The organism is Oerskovia douganii (assembly GCF_015142735.1).
In the GTDB taxonomy this organism is placed as follows: Bacteria; Actinomycetota; Actinomycetes; order Actinomycetales; family Cellulomonadaceae; genus Oerskovia; species Oerskovia douganii.
In genome coordinates, this window is sequence record NZ_JACSPN010000010.1 from 65,684 (window position 1) to 81,212 (window position 15,529).

Annotated in this window: 13 protein-coding genes; 5 read left to right on the top strand and 8 right to left on the bottom strand. The window is 72.5% G+C overall.

Annotation, left to right across the window (positions count from 1 at the left end; all coding sequences use genetic code 11):
- Positions 1–180 precede the first annotated feature (180 nt).
- Positions 181–1,239, top strand: coding sequence for an excalibur calcium-binding domain-containing protein (locus H9623_RS09465; RefSeq protein WP_193719810.1), 1,059 nt, complete (start codon positions 181–183; stop codon positions 1,237–1,239).
- Positions 1,240–1,381: 142 nt separating this feature from the next.
- Here the strand turns inward: H9623_RS09465 and H9623_RS09470 are convergent, their stop codons facing one another.
- Positions 1,382–1,909 (bottom strand): TetR-like C-terminal domain-containing protein, encoded by a 528-nt coding sequence (locus H9623_RS09470; protein ID WP_321575367.1) that lies wholly within the window; start codon positions 1,907–1,909, stop codon positions 1,382–1,384.
- Positions 1,910–2,112: 203 nt separating this feature from the next.
- On the opposite strand from H9623_RS09470, the gene H9623_RS09475 reads away from it, so the two are divergent.
- Positions 2,113–3,162: a PDDEXK nuclease domain-containing protein gene (locus H9623_RS09475; protein ID WP_407671888.1), complete on the top strand. Its 1,050-nt coding sequence runs from the start codon at positions 2,113–2,115 to the stop codon at positions 3,160–3,162.
- A 57-nt stretch (positions 3,163–3,219) separates the two neighbouring features.
- On the opposite strand, the gene H9623_RS09480 is transcribed toward H9623_RS09475, so the two are convergent.
- From H9623_RS09480 to H9623_RS09500, 5 genes are all read right to left on the bottom strand, one after another.
- Positions 3,220–3,735 (bottom strand): VanZ family protein, encoded by a 516-nt coding sequence (locus H9623_RS09480; protein ID WP_193719813.1) that lies wholly within the window; start codon positions 3,733–3,735, stop codon positions 3,220–3,222.
- Between the two features lie 305 nt (positions 3,736–4,040).
- Positions 4,041–4,805 (bottom strand): amino acid ABC transporter ATP-binding protein, encoded by a 765-nt coding sequence (locus H9623_RS09485; protein WP_193719859.1) that lies wholly within the window; start codon positions 4,803–4,805, stop codon positions 4,041–4,043.
- A 92-nt stretch (positions 4,806–4,897) separates the two neighbouring features.
- The gene (locus H9623_RS09490; RefSeq protein WP_193719814.1) at positions 4,898–5,941 is read right to left on the bottom strand and encodes an amino acid ABC transporter permease; all 1,044 of its coding nucleotides are present in this window, start codon (positions 5,939–5,941) and stop codon (positions 4,898–4,900) included.
- A 29-nt stretch (positions 5,942–5,970) separates the two neighbouring features.
- A complete protein-coding gene (locus tag H9623_RS09495; protein ID WP_193719815.1) occupies positions 5,971–6,894 on the bottom strand; it encodes an ABC transporter substrate-binding protein in 924 nt (307 codons plus the stop codon).
- A gap of 264 nt (positions 6,895–7,158) precedes the next feature.
- On the bottom strand, positions 7,159–8,088 hold the full coding sequence (locus tag H9623_RS09500; protein WP_193719816.1) for an ABC transporter substrate-binding protein: 930 nt from the start codon (positions 8,086–8,088) through the stop codon (positions 7,159–7,161).
- Between the two features lie 552 nt (positions 8,089–8,640).
- On the opposite strand from H9623_RS09500, the gene H9623_RS09505 reads away from it, so the two are divergent.
- Together H9623_RS09505 and H9623_RS09510 are read left to right on the top strand one after the other, a co-directional pair.
- Positions 8,641–10,659, top strand: a complete 2,019-nt coding sequence (locus H9623_RS09505) for an ABC transporter ATP-binding protein (RefSeq protein WP_193719817.1) — start codon at positions 8,641–8,643, stop codon at positions 10,657–10,659.
- Positions 10,656–12,593, top strand: coding sequence for an ABC transporter ATP-binding protein (locus H9623_RS09510; protein ID WP_321575368.1), 1,938 nt, complete (start codon positions 10,656–10,658; stop codon positions 12,591–12,593). Before H9623_RS09505 ends, H9623_RS09510 begins: the two co-directional genes overlap by 4 nt.
- 78 nt (positions 12,594–12,671) lie before the next feature.
- Here H9623_RS09510 and H9623_RS09515 read toward each other — a convergent pair whose 3' ends face one another.
- Both H9623_RS09515 and H9623_RS09520 read right to left on the bottom strand, forming a co-directional pair.
- Entirely contained in the window at positions 12,672–13,844 is a 1,173-nt protein-coding gene (locus H9623_RS09515) for a winged helix DNA-binding domain-containing protein (RefSeq protein ID WP_193719818.1), read from the bottom strand.
- Positions 13,841–14,527, bottom strand: coding sequence for an LmeA family phospholipid-binding protein (locus H9623_RS09520; RefSeq protein WP_193719819.1), 687 nt, complete (start codon positions 14,525–14,527; stop codon positions 13,841–13,843). Before H9623_RS09520 ends, H9623_RS09515 begins: the two co-directional genes overlap by 4 nt.
- A gap of 125 nt (positions 14,528–14,652) precedes the next feature.
- Between H9623_RS09520 and H9623_RS09525 the strand changes: the two genes are divergently transcribed.
- The gene (locus H9623_RS09525; protein ID WP_193719820.1) at positions 14,653–15,435 is read left to right on the top strand and encodes an LLM class F420-dependent oxidoreductase; all 783 of its coding nucleotides are present in this window, start codon (positions 14,653–14,655) and stop codon (positions 15,433–15,435) included.
- Positions 15,436–15,529 lie beyond the last annotated feature (94 nt).

The following is a 15,529-nucleotide window of genomic DNA, read 5'->3' on the forward strand; positions in this document are numbered from 1 at the left end:
GGTCGTGACGCTCGCCCGACCCGGTTCCTTTCTACCGGGCGCCGCCGACACGCGGACCGGAGCCACCGCCCGACGGCCGCCGTCCCCGCCGCAGCACCCGGGGCCAGCACGCCGGAATTGGCACATCCGGGCGGTTCTGCAGCATAGTGAGCGCGCAGGAACTGTCGAAGGAGATCTCCCATGGCCGTACATTTCAACCCGCCGCCCGGCTGGTTGGTACCTCCCGGTTTCTCCCCTTCGTCCGAATGGCACCCGGATCCGGCCTGGCCGGCCGCCCCCACGGGCTGGGTCTTCTGGGTCGAGGCAGCCCCGGCACCGCCGCCCGCACCCGCTCCCGCACCGCCGACGTCGGGCGCCGAGGCCTGGTCGCGCGAGACGCCCGGTGGCGGCATCCCCGTCCACTTCCCGACCGCGGTGGTGCCGCTGACCCCCGGTGGAGCACCCACGCCTCCCTCCCCCACGGGCCCTCCGTCCGCGCCCACGCGCCGTTCCCTGCGCGACGTCGGCAGCAGCGGCGGCAGCGGCGGCGCCCTGACCGACTCCCCGTCCTCGACCATGATCCTGCCGGTCGTCGGCGCGGGGGCGCCCGGCGGCGGTGCGGGAGCAGCCCCGCCCGCGCCGTCCCGACCCGCGGTCCCGCTCCCGGCTCCGGTCGCCGCACCCGCCCCTGCGCCCTCCGGCACCTCGGCGCACGGCCCGCTCGCGATCTTCTCCGGCGACGACGAGCCCCGCGAGGAACGCCGGTACATGCGTTGGCTCCTTCCCGTCGGCGTGGGCGTGGGCGGCATCGCCGTCGGGCTCATGCTCGGCCTGGGCGTGACCCTCAAGGCGCAGTCGGAGGCGGGGGACGCCACCGCAGCCGCCGCGCTCACGACCGAGCAGACGGCCGCCGAGCGGACCAAGCTCGACGCCGAACGGGCCGACCTGGAGGCCCAGCTCGCCGGTATCGCCGAGACGACCGAGGCCGTCGCGGCCCGGGAGGCCGCGGTCACGACCAAGGAGACCGAGCTCGCCGACCGGGACAAGGCCCTCGACGAGCGCGAGAAGAAGCTCGAGGAGAGCGAGAAGGAGTCCAACGACAACCAGGACGACGGCAGCTGGGAGTCGGGCAAGGTCAACGGGATCTACCTGACGTGCGAGGCCGCGAAGCGCGACGGCAAGGCGCCGCTCAAGCAGGGCGACGACGGGTTCAACCCGATGCTCGACCGAGACGGCAACGGGGTGGCCTGCGAGCGCTGACGGCCGCGATGCCGGCGGCGGCGTGTGCGGCGGTCGACAGTGCTGCACGCGTGGCAAGTCACCAGCAAAACTCCGACATCAGTATCGGAACTGATGACATCGCCGCATGCTTGCCACGAGGTCTCGCGCGGTGAGCGAGAGGCTAGGCCTGGACCAGGATGCCTCGGCTCATGTTGTTGATCAGGGAGTCGGCGAACTCGATCGAGAGGGGTTCGTCGGGAATGAGGAGGCGGTGGTAGCAGGCTCCCCAGAGCTGGTCGACGACGACCTGGACGTCGACGTCGGGGTGGATCTGTCCCTGCTCCTTGGCCCGTTGGAGGCGTTCGACCGCAGTGCGTCGTCGGATGGTGGAGTAGTTGCGCGACCAGGCCTCAGCGAGCTCTGTGTCACTCTGGGCTGCGCCGATGAGCTTGGCGATCACGGGCCCCACGTCGGGTCGGTTCAGGAGGGCGACGTGGGCGTGGAGCTGGGTGCGTAGGTCGTGCTCGATGTTGCCGGTGTCGTCGAACTGAAGCTGTTCTTCGACGTGGGTGAAGTACGCCTCTGCGGCGAGGGCTCCTGGAGAGGGCCACCACTTGTAGAGCGTCGCCTTGCTCGCCGGTGCGGCTGCTGCGATCTTGTCGAACGTCACGCCAGCGACGCCGTCGGTGAGGAGGATGTCGGCGGTCACGGCGAGGATTCCTCTCCGGACCTCCGCGGCCGGTCGGCGGCCGCGTCCAGGTCGTTCTGGCGGTGTTCTTGTCATGGTGGTGACGTACTCCTGACGGTGGTCCCTGAGGAGGGCGGATCGTCGATCCGCTCGTCGGGGTCGGTGATCGTGGGGCCGGGGTCGATGGTGATCGGCTCGAGGTCGTTGCGACCTGTGAAGATGGCGTGGTGAGCGCGTACGAGGTCGGTCCGGACGGGTACGGCGAGCTGCTGTCACGGCTCAAGGAGCGGGTACGGGCGAGCCGGGTGCGCGCGGCCCGGTCGGCGAACACCGAGCTGTTGCGCCTGTACTGGTCGATCGGCAGGGACATCCTGGACCGCCAGGAGGCCGCGGGCTGGGGCACGAAGGTCGTCGACCGGCTCGCGGCGGACCTGCGGGCGGAGTTCCCGGACCAGCGGGGCTGGTCCCGGCGGAACCTGCTCTACATGCGCTCGGTCGCCCAGGCCTGGCCTGACGGAGAGGCATTCGTGCAACAGGCTGTTGCACAACTGCCCTGGGGCCACGTGACCGTCCTGCTCTCCCGCCTCGACGACGCGACCGAGCGGGACTGGTACGCAGCCCAGGCGGCCGGACACGGCTGGTCCCGCGCCGTCCTGGAGAACCAGATCGCCTCGAAGGTCCACCAGCGCATCGGCGCCGCTCCCTCGAACTTCCCTGAGCTCCTCGTGCCGACCGACTCCGAGCTCGCGCAGCAGCTGGTCCGTGACCCCTACGTCTTCGACCACCTGGGCCTCAGCGGCCGCGTCCACGAACGCGACGTCGAGCAGGGCCTCATGGACAAGCTCCAGGAGACGCTGCTGGAGTTCGGGCACGGCATGGCGTTCGTCGGCCGCCAGGTCCGGTTCACCGTCGACGGCGACGAGCTCATCGTCGACCTGCTGCTGTTTCACGTCGAGCAGCTGCGCTACGTCGTCGTCGAGCTCAAGATCGGCCAGTTCGAGCCCGCGCACGTCGGCCAGCTCGGCACCTACGTCGCCCTCGTCGACGACCGTCTCCGCAAACCCGACCGCCACTCCCCCACCGTCGGGATCCTGCTCGTCGCCGGCCGCAACGAAGCCATCGTCCGCTACGCCCTCGCCGGCGCCAGCGCACCGCTGGCCGTCGCGAACTACACCTACGACAACCTCCCACCCGCAGAACAAGCCGCCCTCCCCCGCGCCGACCAGCTCCAGGCGATCCTCGACCTCGACACCACCGCGCCGCACGACAGCTGAAGACTCGCTCGACACCCGTCGCACCCTCGAACCCCGACGTCCGCGTCGGGGCCGGGATCAGGGGAGGGCTGGCTGGTCAGCTGATTCGGCCATCCGTGCTGGCCGACGGTGTGCGGCCCAGATCGCGGCACCGGCGAGGAGAGCACCGATCGCGGCACCGATCGAGTTGGTGAGCCAGTCGTTCGTGTCGCACGAGCGACCGAGTGCGGGAGTCAGCGCCTGCACGAGCTCAACTGCGGCGGAACCCGCGACGCCACCGAGGAACGCGACCAGCGGGCGGCGGCTCGCGATCGCGGCGAGCAGGACGGGCGGCACGAAGAGGATCACGTTGGCCATGAGCTCGACGCGGCCGAACGTCGGCAGAGTCCACCCGACGGTGCACCTTTCGACGACCTCACGGCTGGTTGGGACGAGCGCGAGCAGCAGGGTCGGCACGAGCGAGATCCAGAACAGCGCCCAGGTGATGCGTGGACGCCCGTAGAGCCACGCTCCTGCGAGGGGGCCGGTGATCAGAAGCAGAGCGAGGACCGCCGGGGAGAACCACGGGTACTGGACCAGGAGGGTAGAGATCATGGTGCGAGGACGCTCCGGCTCGAATCGGGCACGAGCGCCCAAGAGTAGCCGTCATCATGCATCCCGACGCGAACGGTGGTGGCCGCCGCCGCGCATCGGCCGTCGATGGTGAGGCGCCCTGGCGCTACGCACATCCACGCGCCGGGCGTCGCCGCCGCCCCGGGAGACGGCAGCGGCCCCAGGAGACGGCAGCGGCCCCGGGAGACGGCAGCCGCCCCGGGAGACGGCAGCGGCCCCGGGACCTTCCGGTCCAGGGGCCGCTGCTCACTCCTCGGTCGCCGCTGCGACCGCGTCCACCGTCGCGCCTACAGCACGTGCGCCAGGAACTCCCGGGTGCGCTCCTCGCGCGGGTTCGTCAGGACCTCGCGGGGGTCGCCCTGCTCGACGATCGCGCCGTCGTCCATGAACACCACGTGGTCGCCGACCTCGCGCGCGAAGCCGATCTCGTGGGTCACGACGATCATCGTCATGCCGCTCTCCGCGAGGTCGCGCATGACCGCGAGGACCTCGCCCACGAGCTCGGGGTCGAGCGCGGACGTCGGCTCGTCGAACAGCATGAGCTCGGGGTCCATCGCGAGAGCGCGCGCGATCGCGACACGCTGCTGCTGACCGCCCGAGAGCTGCGCCGGGTAGTGGTCCATGCGGTCCGCCAGGCCGACGCGGGCGAGCAGCTCCTCGGCCCGCTCCTTGGCCTTCGCGCGGGAGAGCCCCCGCACCTGGACCGGGGCCTCCATGACGTTCTGGAGCGCCGTCATGTGGGGGAACAGGTTGAAGCGCTGGAACACCATGCCGATGCGTGAGCGCTGCTCCGCGATGACCTTGGGGTGCAGCCGGTGCAGGCGCTTGGTCCCGTTCTTCTCGACCTCGCGGTACCCGATCAGGTCGCCGTCGACGTAGATGCGGCCGGCCGTGAGGTCCTCGAGCTCGTTGATGCAGCGCAGCAGCGTGGACTTGCCCGATCCGGACGGCCCCAGCACGACGCACACCGAGCCGCGCGGCACCTCCAGGTCCACGCCCTTGAGGACGTGCAGGTCGCCGAACATCTTGTGCACCCCGACGATCTCCACCATGGGTGCGGCGTCCGCGTCGGCGCGCGACGCCGTCGGGCCTGCTGCCGCGGCGGCGGCCGCTGCGCCGGAGGGGCGGTCGAGAGCGTCCGCGGTCACGGGGTCACCTCCAGGAAGGGGTCGGCGTTCGCGGTCGTGCCCGACGCCGCTATCGCCTCCTGCTTGCTCGGCTTCTTGGGGCCCTTGCCCGGCTTGCGACGACGCGACGACCCCGTCGACGAGCCGAAACCGCGCCCGTAGTACTGCTCGATGTAGTGCTGGCCGACCATGAGGATGCTCGTGATCAGCAGGTACCAGATCGCCGCGACCATGAGGAGCGGGATCGGGAGGAAGATGCGGTTCGCGATCGCGCTCGACGCGAACGTCAGGTCGAGGCTGAACGGCACCGCGAGGACCAGCGACGTGGTCTTGAGCATCGAGATGGTCTCGTTGCCCGTCGGGGGGACGATCACGCGCATGGCCTGCGGCAGGATGATGCGCCGCAGGATCTTGCCGTCCTTCATGCCCAGGGCCTTCGCAGCCTCGGCCTGGCCCGGGTCCACCGAGCCCAGGCCTGCGCGGACGATCTCCGCGAGGTACGCGGCCTCGTTGAGCGCCAGGCCCAGGATCGCGGCGCGCGCGGCCGTGAAGAGGTCCGCGGTGTCGAACACGAACCACTCCGGCCCGAACGGGATGCCCAGGCTGAGCTTCGGGTACAGCACCGAGATGAGACCCCAGAACACGAGCTGCGTGTAGATGGGGGTGCCCCGGAAGAACCAGATGTAGAACCAGCTCGTCGCGCGCATGACCGGGTTGTCCGAGCGGCGCATGACCGCCAGGATCACCGCGAGCACGACCGCGATGGCCATCGAGGAGAACGTCAGGATCAGGGTCCAGCCCACGCCGCGCATGATCTGCACGTCCCGCAGGTAGAGCCAGACGACGTCCCACCGGAACTTGTCGTTCGTGACCAGGCCGTGCACGGCCATGGCCGCGAGGACCAGGAGGACCACGGCCGCCGCCCAGCGCCCCGGCCGGGGCACCGGGACCGCGTGGATGCGGTCCGGTATCCGGTCGGCGGGCACGGTCGCCGTGCCGTGGCTCGTGGAGCCACGGCTCGGGGAACCGTCGGGGGTCGGGGTGCTGGGCGGCTGGGCCATGGCTACCTCTGTTCTGTCAGGGGATCAGCTCAGGAGACCACGGGGTTGAGCTCGGCCGTGGTGACCGCGCCCGAGGTGTTGCCCCAGGCGTCGAGGATCGTCGTGTAGTCGCTGTCGTCGATGAGCTTCTGCACCGCGGCCTGCACGGCCTGCGCGAGCGCGGTGTCGTCCTTGGCGATCGCGATGCCGTGCAGCGAGTCGGCGAAGATGTCGCCGAGCTGCTCGATCTGGCCGTCGGTCTGGGTCACGGCGTACGCCACGACCTGCGAGTCCGCGTACATGACGTCGGCCTTGCCACCCACCAGGTTGGTCGTGACGTCGGCCTGGCTCGCGTAGCGCAGCGGCGTGATCTCGGGCTTGCCGGCCGCCTCGCACTCCGCCATCAGCTCGTCGAGCGCGTCGTCCTCGACCGTCCCCGTCTGGACCGCGATGCTCAGGCCGCACACGTCGGAGGGGTCGACGTCCTTGGGGTTGCCCGCGGCCACGGCGTACGCCTCGCCCGCGCGGAAGTAGCTGACCATGTTGACCTCGGCCAGGCGCTCCGGGGTGATGGTGAAGCCCGAGACGCCGATGTCGTACTTCGAGCCGATCGCCGGGATGATCGCGGAGAAGTCGGCGTTGGACACCTCGACGTCGAGGCCGAGCACCGCTCCGACGGCCTTCGCCAGGTCGACGTCGTAGCCCACGATCGTCTTGCCGTCCTCGCCGATGAACTCGGCCGGGGCGTACGTCGCGTTGGTGCCCACCGTCAGGGTGCCGGCCTCGACGACGTCGGCGGGGAGCATCGCGGCGATCGCGTCGTCCTTGGCGATGCTCGACGGGTCGAACGACGCCGCGGCCGAGCCGCCGTCGGTGGGCGAGGTGCCCGAGCCGGTCGAGGCGTCGGTGCACGCCGTGAGCGCGAACGTCGCGGCGAGGGCGGTGAGGGCGGTGAGGACGGGCAGCCTGCGCATGGGGGTCTCTCGTTTCATGGTGGTGAGCTCCGGCGCCGACCTCAGGGGGGTGGGTCACACGCCGCGCAACGCGGGCAGCACGGAGCGGCGCCGCACCGTTGCCCACCCAGTTTCCCGCGCGGGCGCCCGGACTGGCAAAACGGCGCCTCCCACCGGGTCCGTCCGGGCCCCGCACCGAGGTCCGGTCACCCGCGCACGAGGTCGGTCAGGGAGCTGGGCACAGCCGCCTGACCGACCTCGGGCTCGGTGCACCCGAGGAACGGCTCAGGACACCGGCGGGTTGACCACGGCCTCGTCCAGAGCACCGTCCGCGTTGCCCCACGAGGCCAGGATGTCGGTGAACGTGCCGTCCTCCATGAGGACCGTGAGCGCGGCCTGGATCGCGGCCGCGAGCTCGGTGTCGGCCTTCGCGGTCACGATGCCCTGGGGAGCCGAGTCGAACACCTCGCCGATCTGCTCGATCTCTCCCTTGGTCTGCTCGACCGCGTACGACACGATGGGCGAGTCCGCGTACATGATGTCGGCCTTGCCGCCCACGAGGTTGGTGGTGGCGTCCGCCTGGTTGTCGTAGCGCAGGATCTGGAGCGGCTGCTCGCCGTCCTCCTCGCACGTCGTGCTGATCTCGGCCGCGCCCTCCTCCTCGACCGTGCCCGTCTGGACCGCGACGGTCAGGCCGCAGATGTTCGCCGGGTCGACGTCCTTGGGGTTGCCCTTCTGGACGGAGAACGCCTCGCCCGCGTTGAAGTAGCTGATCATGTTGGCCTCGGCCATGCGCTCGGCCGTGATCGTGAACGACGAGATCCCGACGTCGTACTTGGAGCCCAGGGCCGGGATGATGCCCGGGAAGTCGGCCGACTCGATCACGACCTCGAGCCCCAGGACGGCACCGACGGCCGAGATGATGTCGATGTCGTAGCCGACGGGCGTGGAGCCGTCCGACGCGATGAACTCGGCCGGCGCGTACTCGGTGTTCGACGCGACGACGAGCTGTCCGGCGCTCGCGACGTCCGCCGGCAGCAGCGCTGCTGCGGCGTCGTCCTTCTGCACCGACGTGAGGTCGAAGGGTGCTTCCGTCGCGGTCTCCGCGGAGGTCCCGGTCGACGGGGAGTCGGAGGGCTGCGAGGCGTCGGTGCAGGCCGTGAGGGCCAGGGTCGCCGCGGCCGTGACGGCGACGAGGAGAGGCATCTTGCGCATGAGGGCTCCGATCGGGTGGGTACGTCGTGGCGCGTCACTCTAGGGCGCATACGTCTCGCCCGCGTCACGGAGGGGTTTCGGTTCGACACCGGACGGGCCCCGGCACCGGCGTCCCCCGGGGCCCGGCAGGGACCCCGACGGCGTCGCTCGCCCCCTCCGGACCGCCCCCGGACAGCCATCCTGTAAAAAGAGAGCGCCCCTTACCTATCGGTTGCGCTACTGTCGGCGCGCACCGACAGACGGCCGCCACCGGCGGCGGCCGCACCGATCCGGAGGGAGCCGCCCGTGCCACGAACACCCCTGTGCCACCGTCGGGTCCCGTCGCCCTCCCACCCCCGGACGGACCTCCCCGGATGACGGGGCGCGCAGTGCTCGCTCGGCAGGCTCACCGGAGCCGACCAGCGCCGCTCAGCGCCCGCCCCACCCCACCCGCAGCCGCGCCCGCCCCCTCGACGTGAGCGGCGCCGTCGGGCTGCCCTGCCGCCCGCCGCGCCGTCCGCCGCGGTACGAGGCGCCCACCGACCGTCCCGTCCCACCCACCGGAGGAACCCGATGACCGACGACCCACCCGTGCACCCGCCCACGGCCGGCCCCCGCCGCACGTCCGCCCTCCGGGCCGTGCTCGCGGCCCGCGCCTCGCGCTGGACCGACCTCGCGCAGCTCCTGCCGCAGGCGGGCAGGCCGCTCGTCGCCGCGGCCGCGCTGCTCAACGTCCTGCTGGGGCTGCTGCCGCTCGCGTTCATCGTCCTGGTGGGCTACGTCCTGTACCTCGTCCCGCAGGTCGCGGCCTCCCCCGGGGCCGACGGCGGCAGCGGACAGGCGGGCTGGTCGGACCTGCTGACCGCCCTCGGCCTCGCCGTCGGCGTGTTCGTCGTCCAGCAGGTCCTCGCCCCGTTCCAGGCGGGCGTGACCGAGGTCATCGCGCGCCGCGTCGACGAGCACTGCATCGACCGGCTCATGACGGCCGCGCTGCACGACGCCCCGCTCGACGCGCTCCAGCAGCCCGAGGCCCTCGACCTGCTGGCCGAGGCGCGCGCCGCCTTCGCACGCCAGGCCCGCCCGCCGGGCGACGCGGCCGCGGCACTGCTGTCGCTCCTGGCGCGCTACGTCCAGCTCGTCGGCGCGGTCGTGCTCGTGGGCATCGTGGTGTCGCCGCTCGCAGGCATCGTGATCGGTGCGACCGCGCTCGCGATCCGGTTCGGGGTCCGCGGGACGCTCGGGAAGTTCGCGGACATGTGGGACTCGCTGGCAGGGTCGCGTCGCAAGGTCTTCTACCTGCGGGACCTCGCCACGGGCTCGCGCGCCGCCAAGGAGATCCGCCTCCTGGGTCTGCTCCCCTGGGTCCGTGCACGCCTGCGCTCCGACACGATGGCGGCCTACGAGCCCGCGTGGGCCGGGAGCCGCAAGCTCCAGTTCTGGCCCATGATCGGCCTGTCCGGCGTGGGCCTCGTGGGTGGCGCGGTCGTCCTCGTGCTCGTCGCCGACGCCGCGGCGTCGGGCCGCCTGAACCTGTTCGAGCTGGGCGTCGCGCTCCAGGCCGTGCTCATCCCCATGCGGTTCGGCGTGTACTTCCCCGAGGCCGACGTGCAGACCCAGTTCGGTCTGCACTCGTACCACGCCCTGCGCACGTTCGAGCGGCAGATCGCGTCGGCCCGGCCCGTGCGGTCCGCCGCCCCCGTCCCCGTGCGGCGACCTGAGCAGGGCATCCGCTTCGAGGGCGTGCGCTTCCGCTACTCCGACGACACCCCGTGGGTGCTCGACGGCCTCGACCTCGAGCTCGGCGCCGGGCAGTCCACGGCGATCGTGGGCCTCAACGGCGCGGGCAAGACCACGCTCGTCAAGCTCCTGGCCCGGCTCTACGAGCCGACCGAGGGCAGGATCCTGGTCGACGGCGTCGACCTGCGCGAGCTCGACACGCAGGACTGGCAGCGTCAGCTCGCGCTGATCTTCCAGGACTACGTGCGCTACGAGCTCTCGGCCGCCGAGAACATCGGCCTGGGCGCGCCCGCGCTGCTCGACGACCGTGAGGCCATCGAGGCCGCGGCCCGCAAGGCCGGGGCGCTCGACGTGCTGAGCGGCCTGCCGCAGGGTCTCGACACCACGCTGTCCCGCCGCTACCCCGGCGGGCGCGACCTGTCGGGCGGTCAGTGGCAGCGGGTCGCGCTCGCCCGGGCGCTCCTCGCGATCCGGGGCGGCTCGTCCGTCCTGGTGCTCGACGAGCCGACGGCGCAGCTCGACGTGCGCGCCGAGGCCGAGTTCTTCGACCGGTTCCTCGCGACCACGGAGAACATCACGAGCGTGGTCATCTCGCACCGCTTCTCGACCGTCCGCCACGCGGACCGGATCGCGGTGATCGAGCACGGTCGCGTGATCGAGTGCGGCGACCACGTCGAGCTCGTGGCGCTCGGGGGCCGGTACGCCGACCTGTTCGAGCTCCAGGCGCAGCGCTTCCGCGACACGGCCGCCGTGGGCGCCGTGCCCGGTCCGCACGCCGCGCCCCAGGGCGAACCCGATCCCGCGGCCGACGCCGCGGAGCCCGTCCCCGCCGCGCAGAAGGAGAACGCCTCGTGAAGACGCTGTGGAGCGCCGCGCGCTTCTTCCTCGTCCTGGGCTACCGCACCGACAGGCGCCGCCTGCTGACGGCCGCGGTGCTCATGACCATCGGCTACCTCGCCGCGCCGCTCGTCGGCGTCGCGCTGGGAGCCCTGACCAACGCCGCCCTGGACCAGCAGACCAGCCTGGCGGTCACGCTGGGCGCGGTCATCGCGACGCTCCTGATCTTCGAGCTCATGATGGGGCACTTCGCGCACCTGTACTACTTCGAGCTCGCGGACCTGCAGCAGCTCGAGCTGACCGACGAGGTCGCGACGCTCGCGCACTCCAACCCGCAGATCGACCAGTTCGACCGACCGCGGTTCGCCGAGCTCCTGACCCTGGTCACCGAGGGGCTGCAGCGCGTGCGGTCGGCGCTCGAGGCGACGCTCCAGCTCTCGGGGCTGCTGCTCCAGGTCACCATCACGACGGTCATCCTCGCGATGGTCGAGCCGTGGCTGCTGCTCCTGCCGCTCGCGGCGGTCCCGCCCGTGCTCGTCAACAACCGGGCGCAGAAGCTGCTCGACGCCGCGCGGGACGAGTCGGCGCACGAGATCCAGCTCTCGACGCACCTCGTCTCGCTCGCGACCACGGGCAGCTCGGCCAAGGAGGTGCGCCTGTTCAACGCGCAGGCCCCGCTCATCGCACGGCAGCGTGCGGCGTGGTCGGCGACGACGGCCCGCCTCTGGTCGGTGCACCGTCGCAGCGCGCTGCTGCGTGCGGCCGGGCAGGCGTGGTTCGCGTGCGCGTACGGCGTCGCGGTGTTCCTGGTCGTGCGCCAGGCCGTGACGGGGTCGGCGAACGTGGGTCAGGTCGTCCTGGTCATCACGCTCGCGGTCCAGGTCAGCGTGCAGGTCTCGGGGGCGCTCGCGCTGCTGGGCACGCTGCAGGGCGTGGGGCGCACGGTCTCGCACGTCGAGGAGCTGCGCGTGGCGGTCGCCCGTCCCGCGCGGTCGTCGTCCGCGGACGCGTCCGAGGCCGTCCCGGCGACCGGCGAGGTGCCCGACGGCGCCACGCCCCCGGGTGCGCCCGGCGCCCCGGTGGACGGCGCCCTGGTGACGGCGTCGTCGGGCACGGTCGCGGCCCCCGCGGCCGGTTCCCCGGGCGCTGCCCCGGCGAGCGGTGTGCCCGTGCGGCTCACGCGTGGCATCCGGTTCGAGGACGTGACGTTCACGTACCCGGACACGGACCGCGTGATCCTCGACGGCGTGAGCCTGGACGTGCCCGCGGGGTCGACGCTCGCGGTCGTGGGCGACAACGGCGCGGGCAAGAGCACCCTCGTCAAGCTGCTGTGCGGGCTGTACCGGCCGACGTCGGGACGGATCCTGGTCGACGGCGTCGACCTGCGGGACGTCGACGACGCCGAGTGGCAGGCGCGGACCGCGACCCTGTTCCAGGACTTCGCGCGGTTCGAGCTCACGATCCGCGAGAACGTGGGCGTGGGGCGGCTCGAGTCGCTCGACGTCGACGAGGACCTGTGGGGCGCGCTCGACCGGGCCCGCGCCCGGAGCATCGTCGAGAAGCAGTCGGGCGGCCTCGACCAGCTCCTGGGGCACGGGTACGGGAACGGCGTCGAGCTGTCGGGCGGCCAGTGGCAGACCCTCGGGCTCGCGCGCACTCTGCTGCGCCGCGACCCGTTGCTGCTCGTCCTCGACGAGCCCGCCGCGGCCCTGGACGCGGCGGCCGAGCACGCGCTGTTCGAGCGGTTCGTCGCGACGGCCGACGAGGCCGGGCGGGCCGGGGGCGCGATCACGTGCTTCGTGTCGCACCGGTTCTCGACCGTGCGCGACGCGGACCAGATCGTGGTCCTCGACGCCGGGAAGGTCCGCGAGCACGGCGACCACGCGACGCTCATGGCGCGTGGCGACCTGTACGCCGAGCTGTTCGGCCTGCAGGCCGGCGCGTACGCGTAGCCCCGCGGTGCCGAACCCGAGGTTCGTCAGGCAGCTCACCCTGGTTGCCCGACGAACCTCGGGTTCGGCGCCGTGGCGTCAGGACGGCTCGTGCTCCACGCCCCAGTGGGCCGCGAGCCGGCGCGCCTGCTCGTCGAACCCGCGCTGCTCGGCGGCGGTCAGCGGCCGGAAGATCTGGGTGTCGAGGCGCAGCGTCCGCGCCGTGAGGGCGTGGCGCCAGCGCCCGACGACCCGGCCGTCGACCGCGATCACGTGCAGGAAGGGCGACTCCTCCGCACCGGGCAGGCGCAGCGGGAGCACCGCGGGGGCCTCGGCCGAGAACGGGTCGCGCGCCAGGTCGCGGCTGTCCTTGTAGGAGACGAAGCACTCGTCGTACCCCTGGAGCAGGTCGACCTGGACAACACGGCCGTCGGGCGCCGTGATCGGTGGTCCGTCGACGAGCCGCCAGAACGTCAACCCCTCGGCGTCCCCCGTGCCCGCGGCCTGCTCTACCTCGGTGCCGAGCAGCGCCAGCCCCTCGCGCGTGCGCGTGAGCGTGAGCCCCGACCAGCCCGCGAAGTCCTTGACCGTCGCGAGACCCCGGCTGCGCAGGTAGCGGCGCAGCAGCTCGACCAGGGCCGCGTCGTCGTCGTACGTCGTGCCCAGGGGCCCGTACCCGGCCGGCACGCGCTCGTCGAACGCCGCGTACGTCTGCTGCCTGCCGCGCAGCGCACCGCTGATCAGGACCCCGTCGAGCTCGGCCCGCATCAGCACGTACGTGAACGCGAGGCCGGTCGACGGCAGGCCGCGCTCCGCGAGCAGCGCAGCGAGCTCGGCACGCGTGCGGTGGTTCCCGTCGACGACGGCCCCCGCGAGGACGTCGGACGCCGCGGCGTCCTGCGCCGGGCCCCCCAGGTCCGGGTAGTACGGACGGTTGAGGCGGTGCACCCGGGGAGCGGTGAGGCGCAGGAGCCAGCGGGCGTCGTCGGGCAGGACGTGGTGCCACGTGGGGCGCAGGACGTGCGTGCGCAGGACGTCCCCCGCGGAGAACGCGTCCCGCACGGACGCCGCGGACGGCGTGCCGTCCGTCCGCTGCGCGAGCCCCCACAGCGACGGGTGGAACTCCTGCGACTGGACGGCCCCCAGGTGCCCGACGACGTCGCGCACGCCCGGCAGGCCGTCGCCCCGCAGGCGGTGCGCGGCCAGGCGGGTCGCGACGACCGTCGCCGCGTCGGGCGCCCCGGGCCCGGTCACGCCGCCCGCCGGGCTCACGACACCGCGAGGTCCGCGAGCGCGACGTCCTTCCCGGCCAGCTCGACCCGGATCGCGCCGTCGGTGACGCCGACCGAGGTCAGCGTCACGCCCTCGGGGAGGTCGAGCGGGACGGTCAGGTTGGTCACGAGGCGCGCGATCGAGGGCGGCAGGTCGGAGACGGTGACGGTCGCCGGGCCGAGCGTGAGCGCGGAGACGTCGACGGCGATCGTGTTCCCGTCCACGCGCGGCGTGAGCTTCGCCGAGAGGGGCACGCCCAGGACCTCCATGCTCGCGACGAGCAGGTCCCCGTCGGTGCTGAACGCGACCGGTTCGCCGACCGCCTCGCTCACGACCGCGTCGAGCGACGACGGCGCGAGCAGACCTGTCGCCGTCCCGGACTGCACGACGTACGGGTCGCTCGTCCCGACGTCACGGGCGTCGAGGCGCAGGTCCGTCACGGTGTACCCGCCGAACGTCGCCGTGGCCGCCGACCCCGTGACGTGCCCCAGCTCGCCCGCCGCGACCTGCGTCAGGAACGGGAAGCCCAGGATGTCGAGGTTCGCGTCCGTCAGCTCGACGTCCCCCTGCTCCATGGACCGCACCGCGGTCCCCTCGGCGATGCGGACCGTGACCCGGTCGACCACCACGAGCACGAGCACCAGGGCGACGACCCCGCCGACCACCCACCACCATCGCTTCATCCGCCCACAGTAGGTGCCCGCGCTGGGCGCCGCCTGGGCGTTGCGCATCCGTGACCTGCGGGGTAGCGGCCCCGGCCGGGGAGATCACCGGGCGACCAGGGTCGGCGCCCGCCTAGGGTGAGCCCATGACCCGCCCCGTACGCATCGGTGTCCAGCTCCAGCCCCAGCACGCCGACTACCGGCAGATCCGGGACGCGGTCGCCCGCGCCGAGGACGCCGGGGTCGACGTCATCTTCAACTGGGACCACTTCTTCCCGCTCACGGGGGACCCCGACGGCAAGCACTTCGAGTGCTGGACCATGCTCGGCGCGTGGGCCGAGCAGACGAGCCGCGTCGAGATCGGGGCGCTCGTCTCGTGCAACAGCTACCGCAACCCCGACCTCCTGGCGGACATGGCCCGGACGGTCGACCACATCTCGGGCGGGCGCCTGATCCTCGGGATCGGCGCGGGCTGGTTCGAGAAGGACTACGACCGGTTCGGCTACGAGTTCGGCACCGCGGGCTCCCGCATCGCGGACCTGGCGGACGCCCTCCCCCGCATCAAGGCCCGCTGGGCCGCCTCGAACCCAGCGCCGACCCGCGAGATCCCGATCCTCGTCGGGGGCGGCGGCGAGCGCAAGACGCTCCGCGTCGTCGCCGAGCACGCGACGGCGTGGCACTCGTTCGGCGACGCCCCGACGCTCGCCCGCAAGAGCGCGATCCTCGACGAGCACGGCGCGGCCGTCGGGCGGGACACCGCCTCGCTCGTCGAGCGGTCGGTCGCGGTCAACCGCCCGCCCGCCGAGGTCGGCGACGAGCTCGTGGGCCTCGGCGCGACGCTCCTCACGGTCGGGGTGAGCGGGCCCGAGTACGACCTGTCGCTCGTGCAGCAGTGGGTCGCGTGGCGCGACGCGCGAGCCCGCGGCTGACCCGTCTCACCCCTCGGATGCCGTACGGCGTCCGGGAACAACGACCTGGTGGTCGGGGTTGCCGCAGTCATGGTCACCCCACCACCAGCGTCGT

Excerpts from the sequence above, each read along its gene's own strand:
- H9623_RS09465 (WP_193719810.1), top strand. The coding sequence starts at position 181 with ATGGCCGTACATTTCAACCCGCCGCCCGGCTGGTTGGTACCTCCCGGT.
- H9623_RS09480 (WP_193719813.1), bottom strand. The coding sequence starts at position 3,735 with ATGATCTCTACCCTCCTGGTCCAGTACCCGTGGTTCTCCCCGGCGGTC.
- H9623_RS09485 (WP_193719859.1), bottom strand. The coding sequence starts at position 4,805 with ATGGTGGAGATCGTCGGGGTGCACAAGATGTTCGGCGACCTGCACGTC.
- H9623_RS09490 (WP_193719814.1), bottom strand. The coding sequence starts at position 5,941 with ATGGCCCAGCCGCCCAGCACCCCGACCCCCGACGGTTCCCCGAGCCGT.
- H9623_RS09495 (WP_193719815.1), bottom strand. The coding sequence starts at position 6,894 with ATGCGCAGGCTGCCCGTCCTCACCGCCCTCACCGCCCTCGCCGCGACG.
- H9623_RS09500 (WP_193719816.1), bottom strand. The coding sequence starts at position 8,088 with ATGCGCAAGATGCCTCTCCTCGTCGCCGTCACGGCCGCGGCGACCCTG.
- H9623_RS09505 (WP_193719817.1), top strand. The coding sequence starts at position 8,641 with ATGACCGACGACCCACCCGTGCACCCGCCCACGGCCGGCCCCCGCCGC.
- H9623_RS09520 (WP_193719819.1), bottom strand. The coding sequence starts at position 14,527 with ATGAAGCGATGGTGGTGGGTGGTCGGCGGGGTCGTCGCCCTGGTGCTC.
- H9623_RS09525 (WP_193719820.1), top strand. The coding sequence starts at position 14,653 with ATGACCCGCCCCGTACGCATCGGTGTCCAGCTCCAGCCCCAGCACGCC.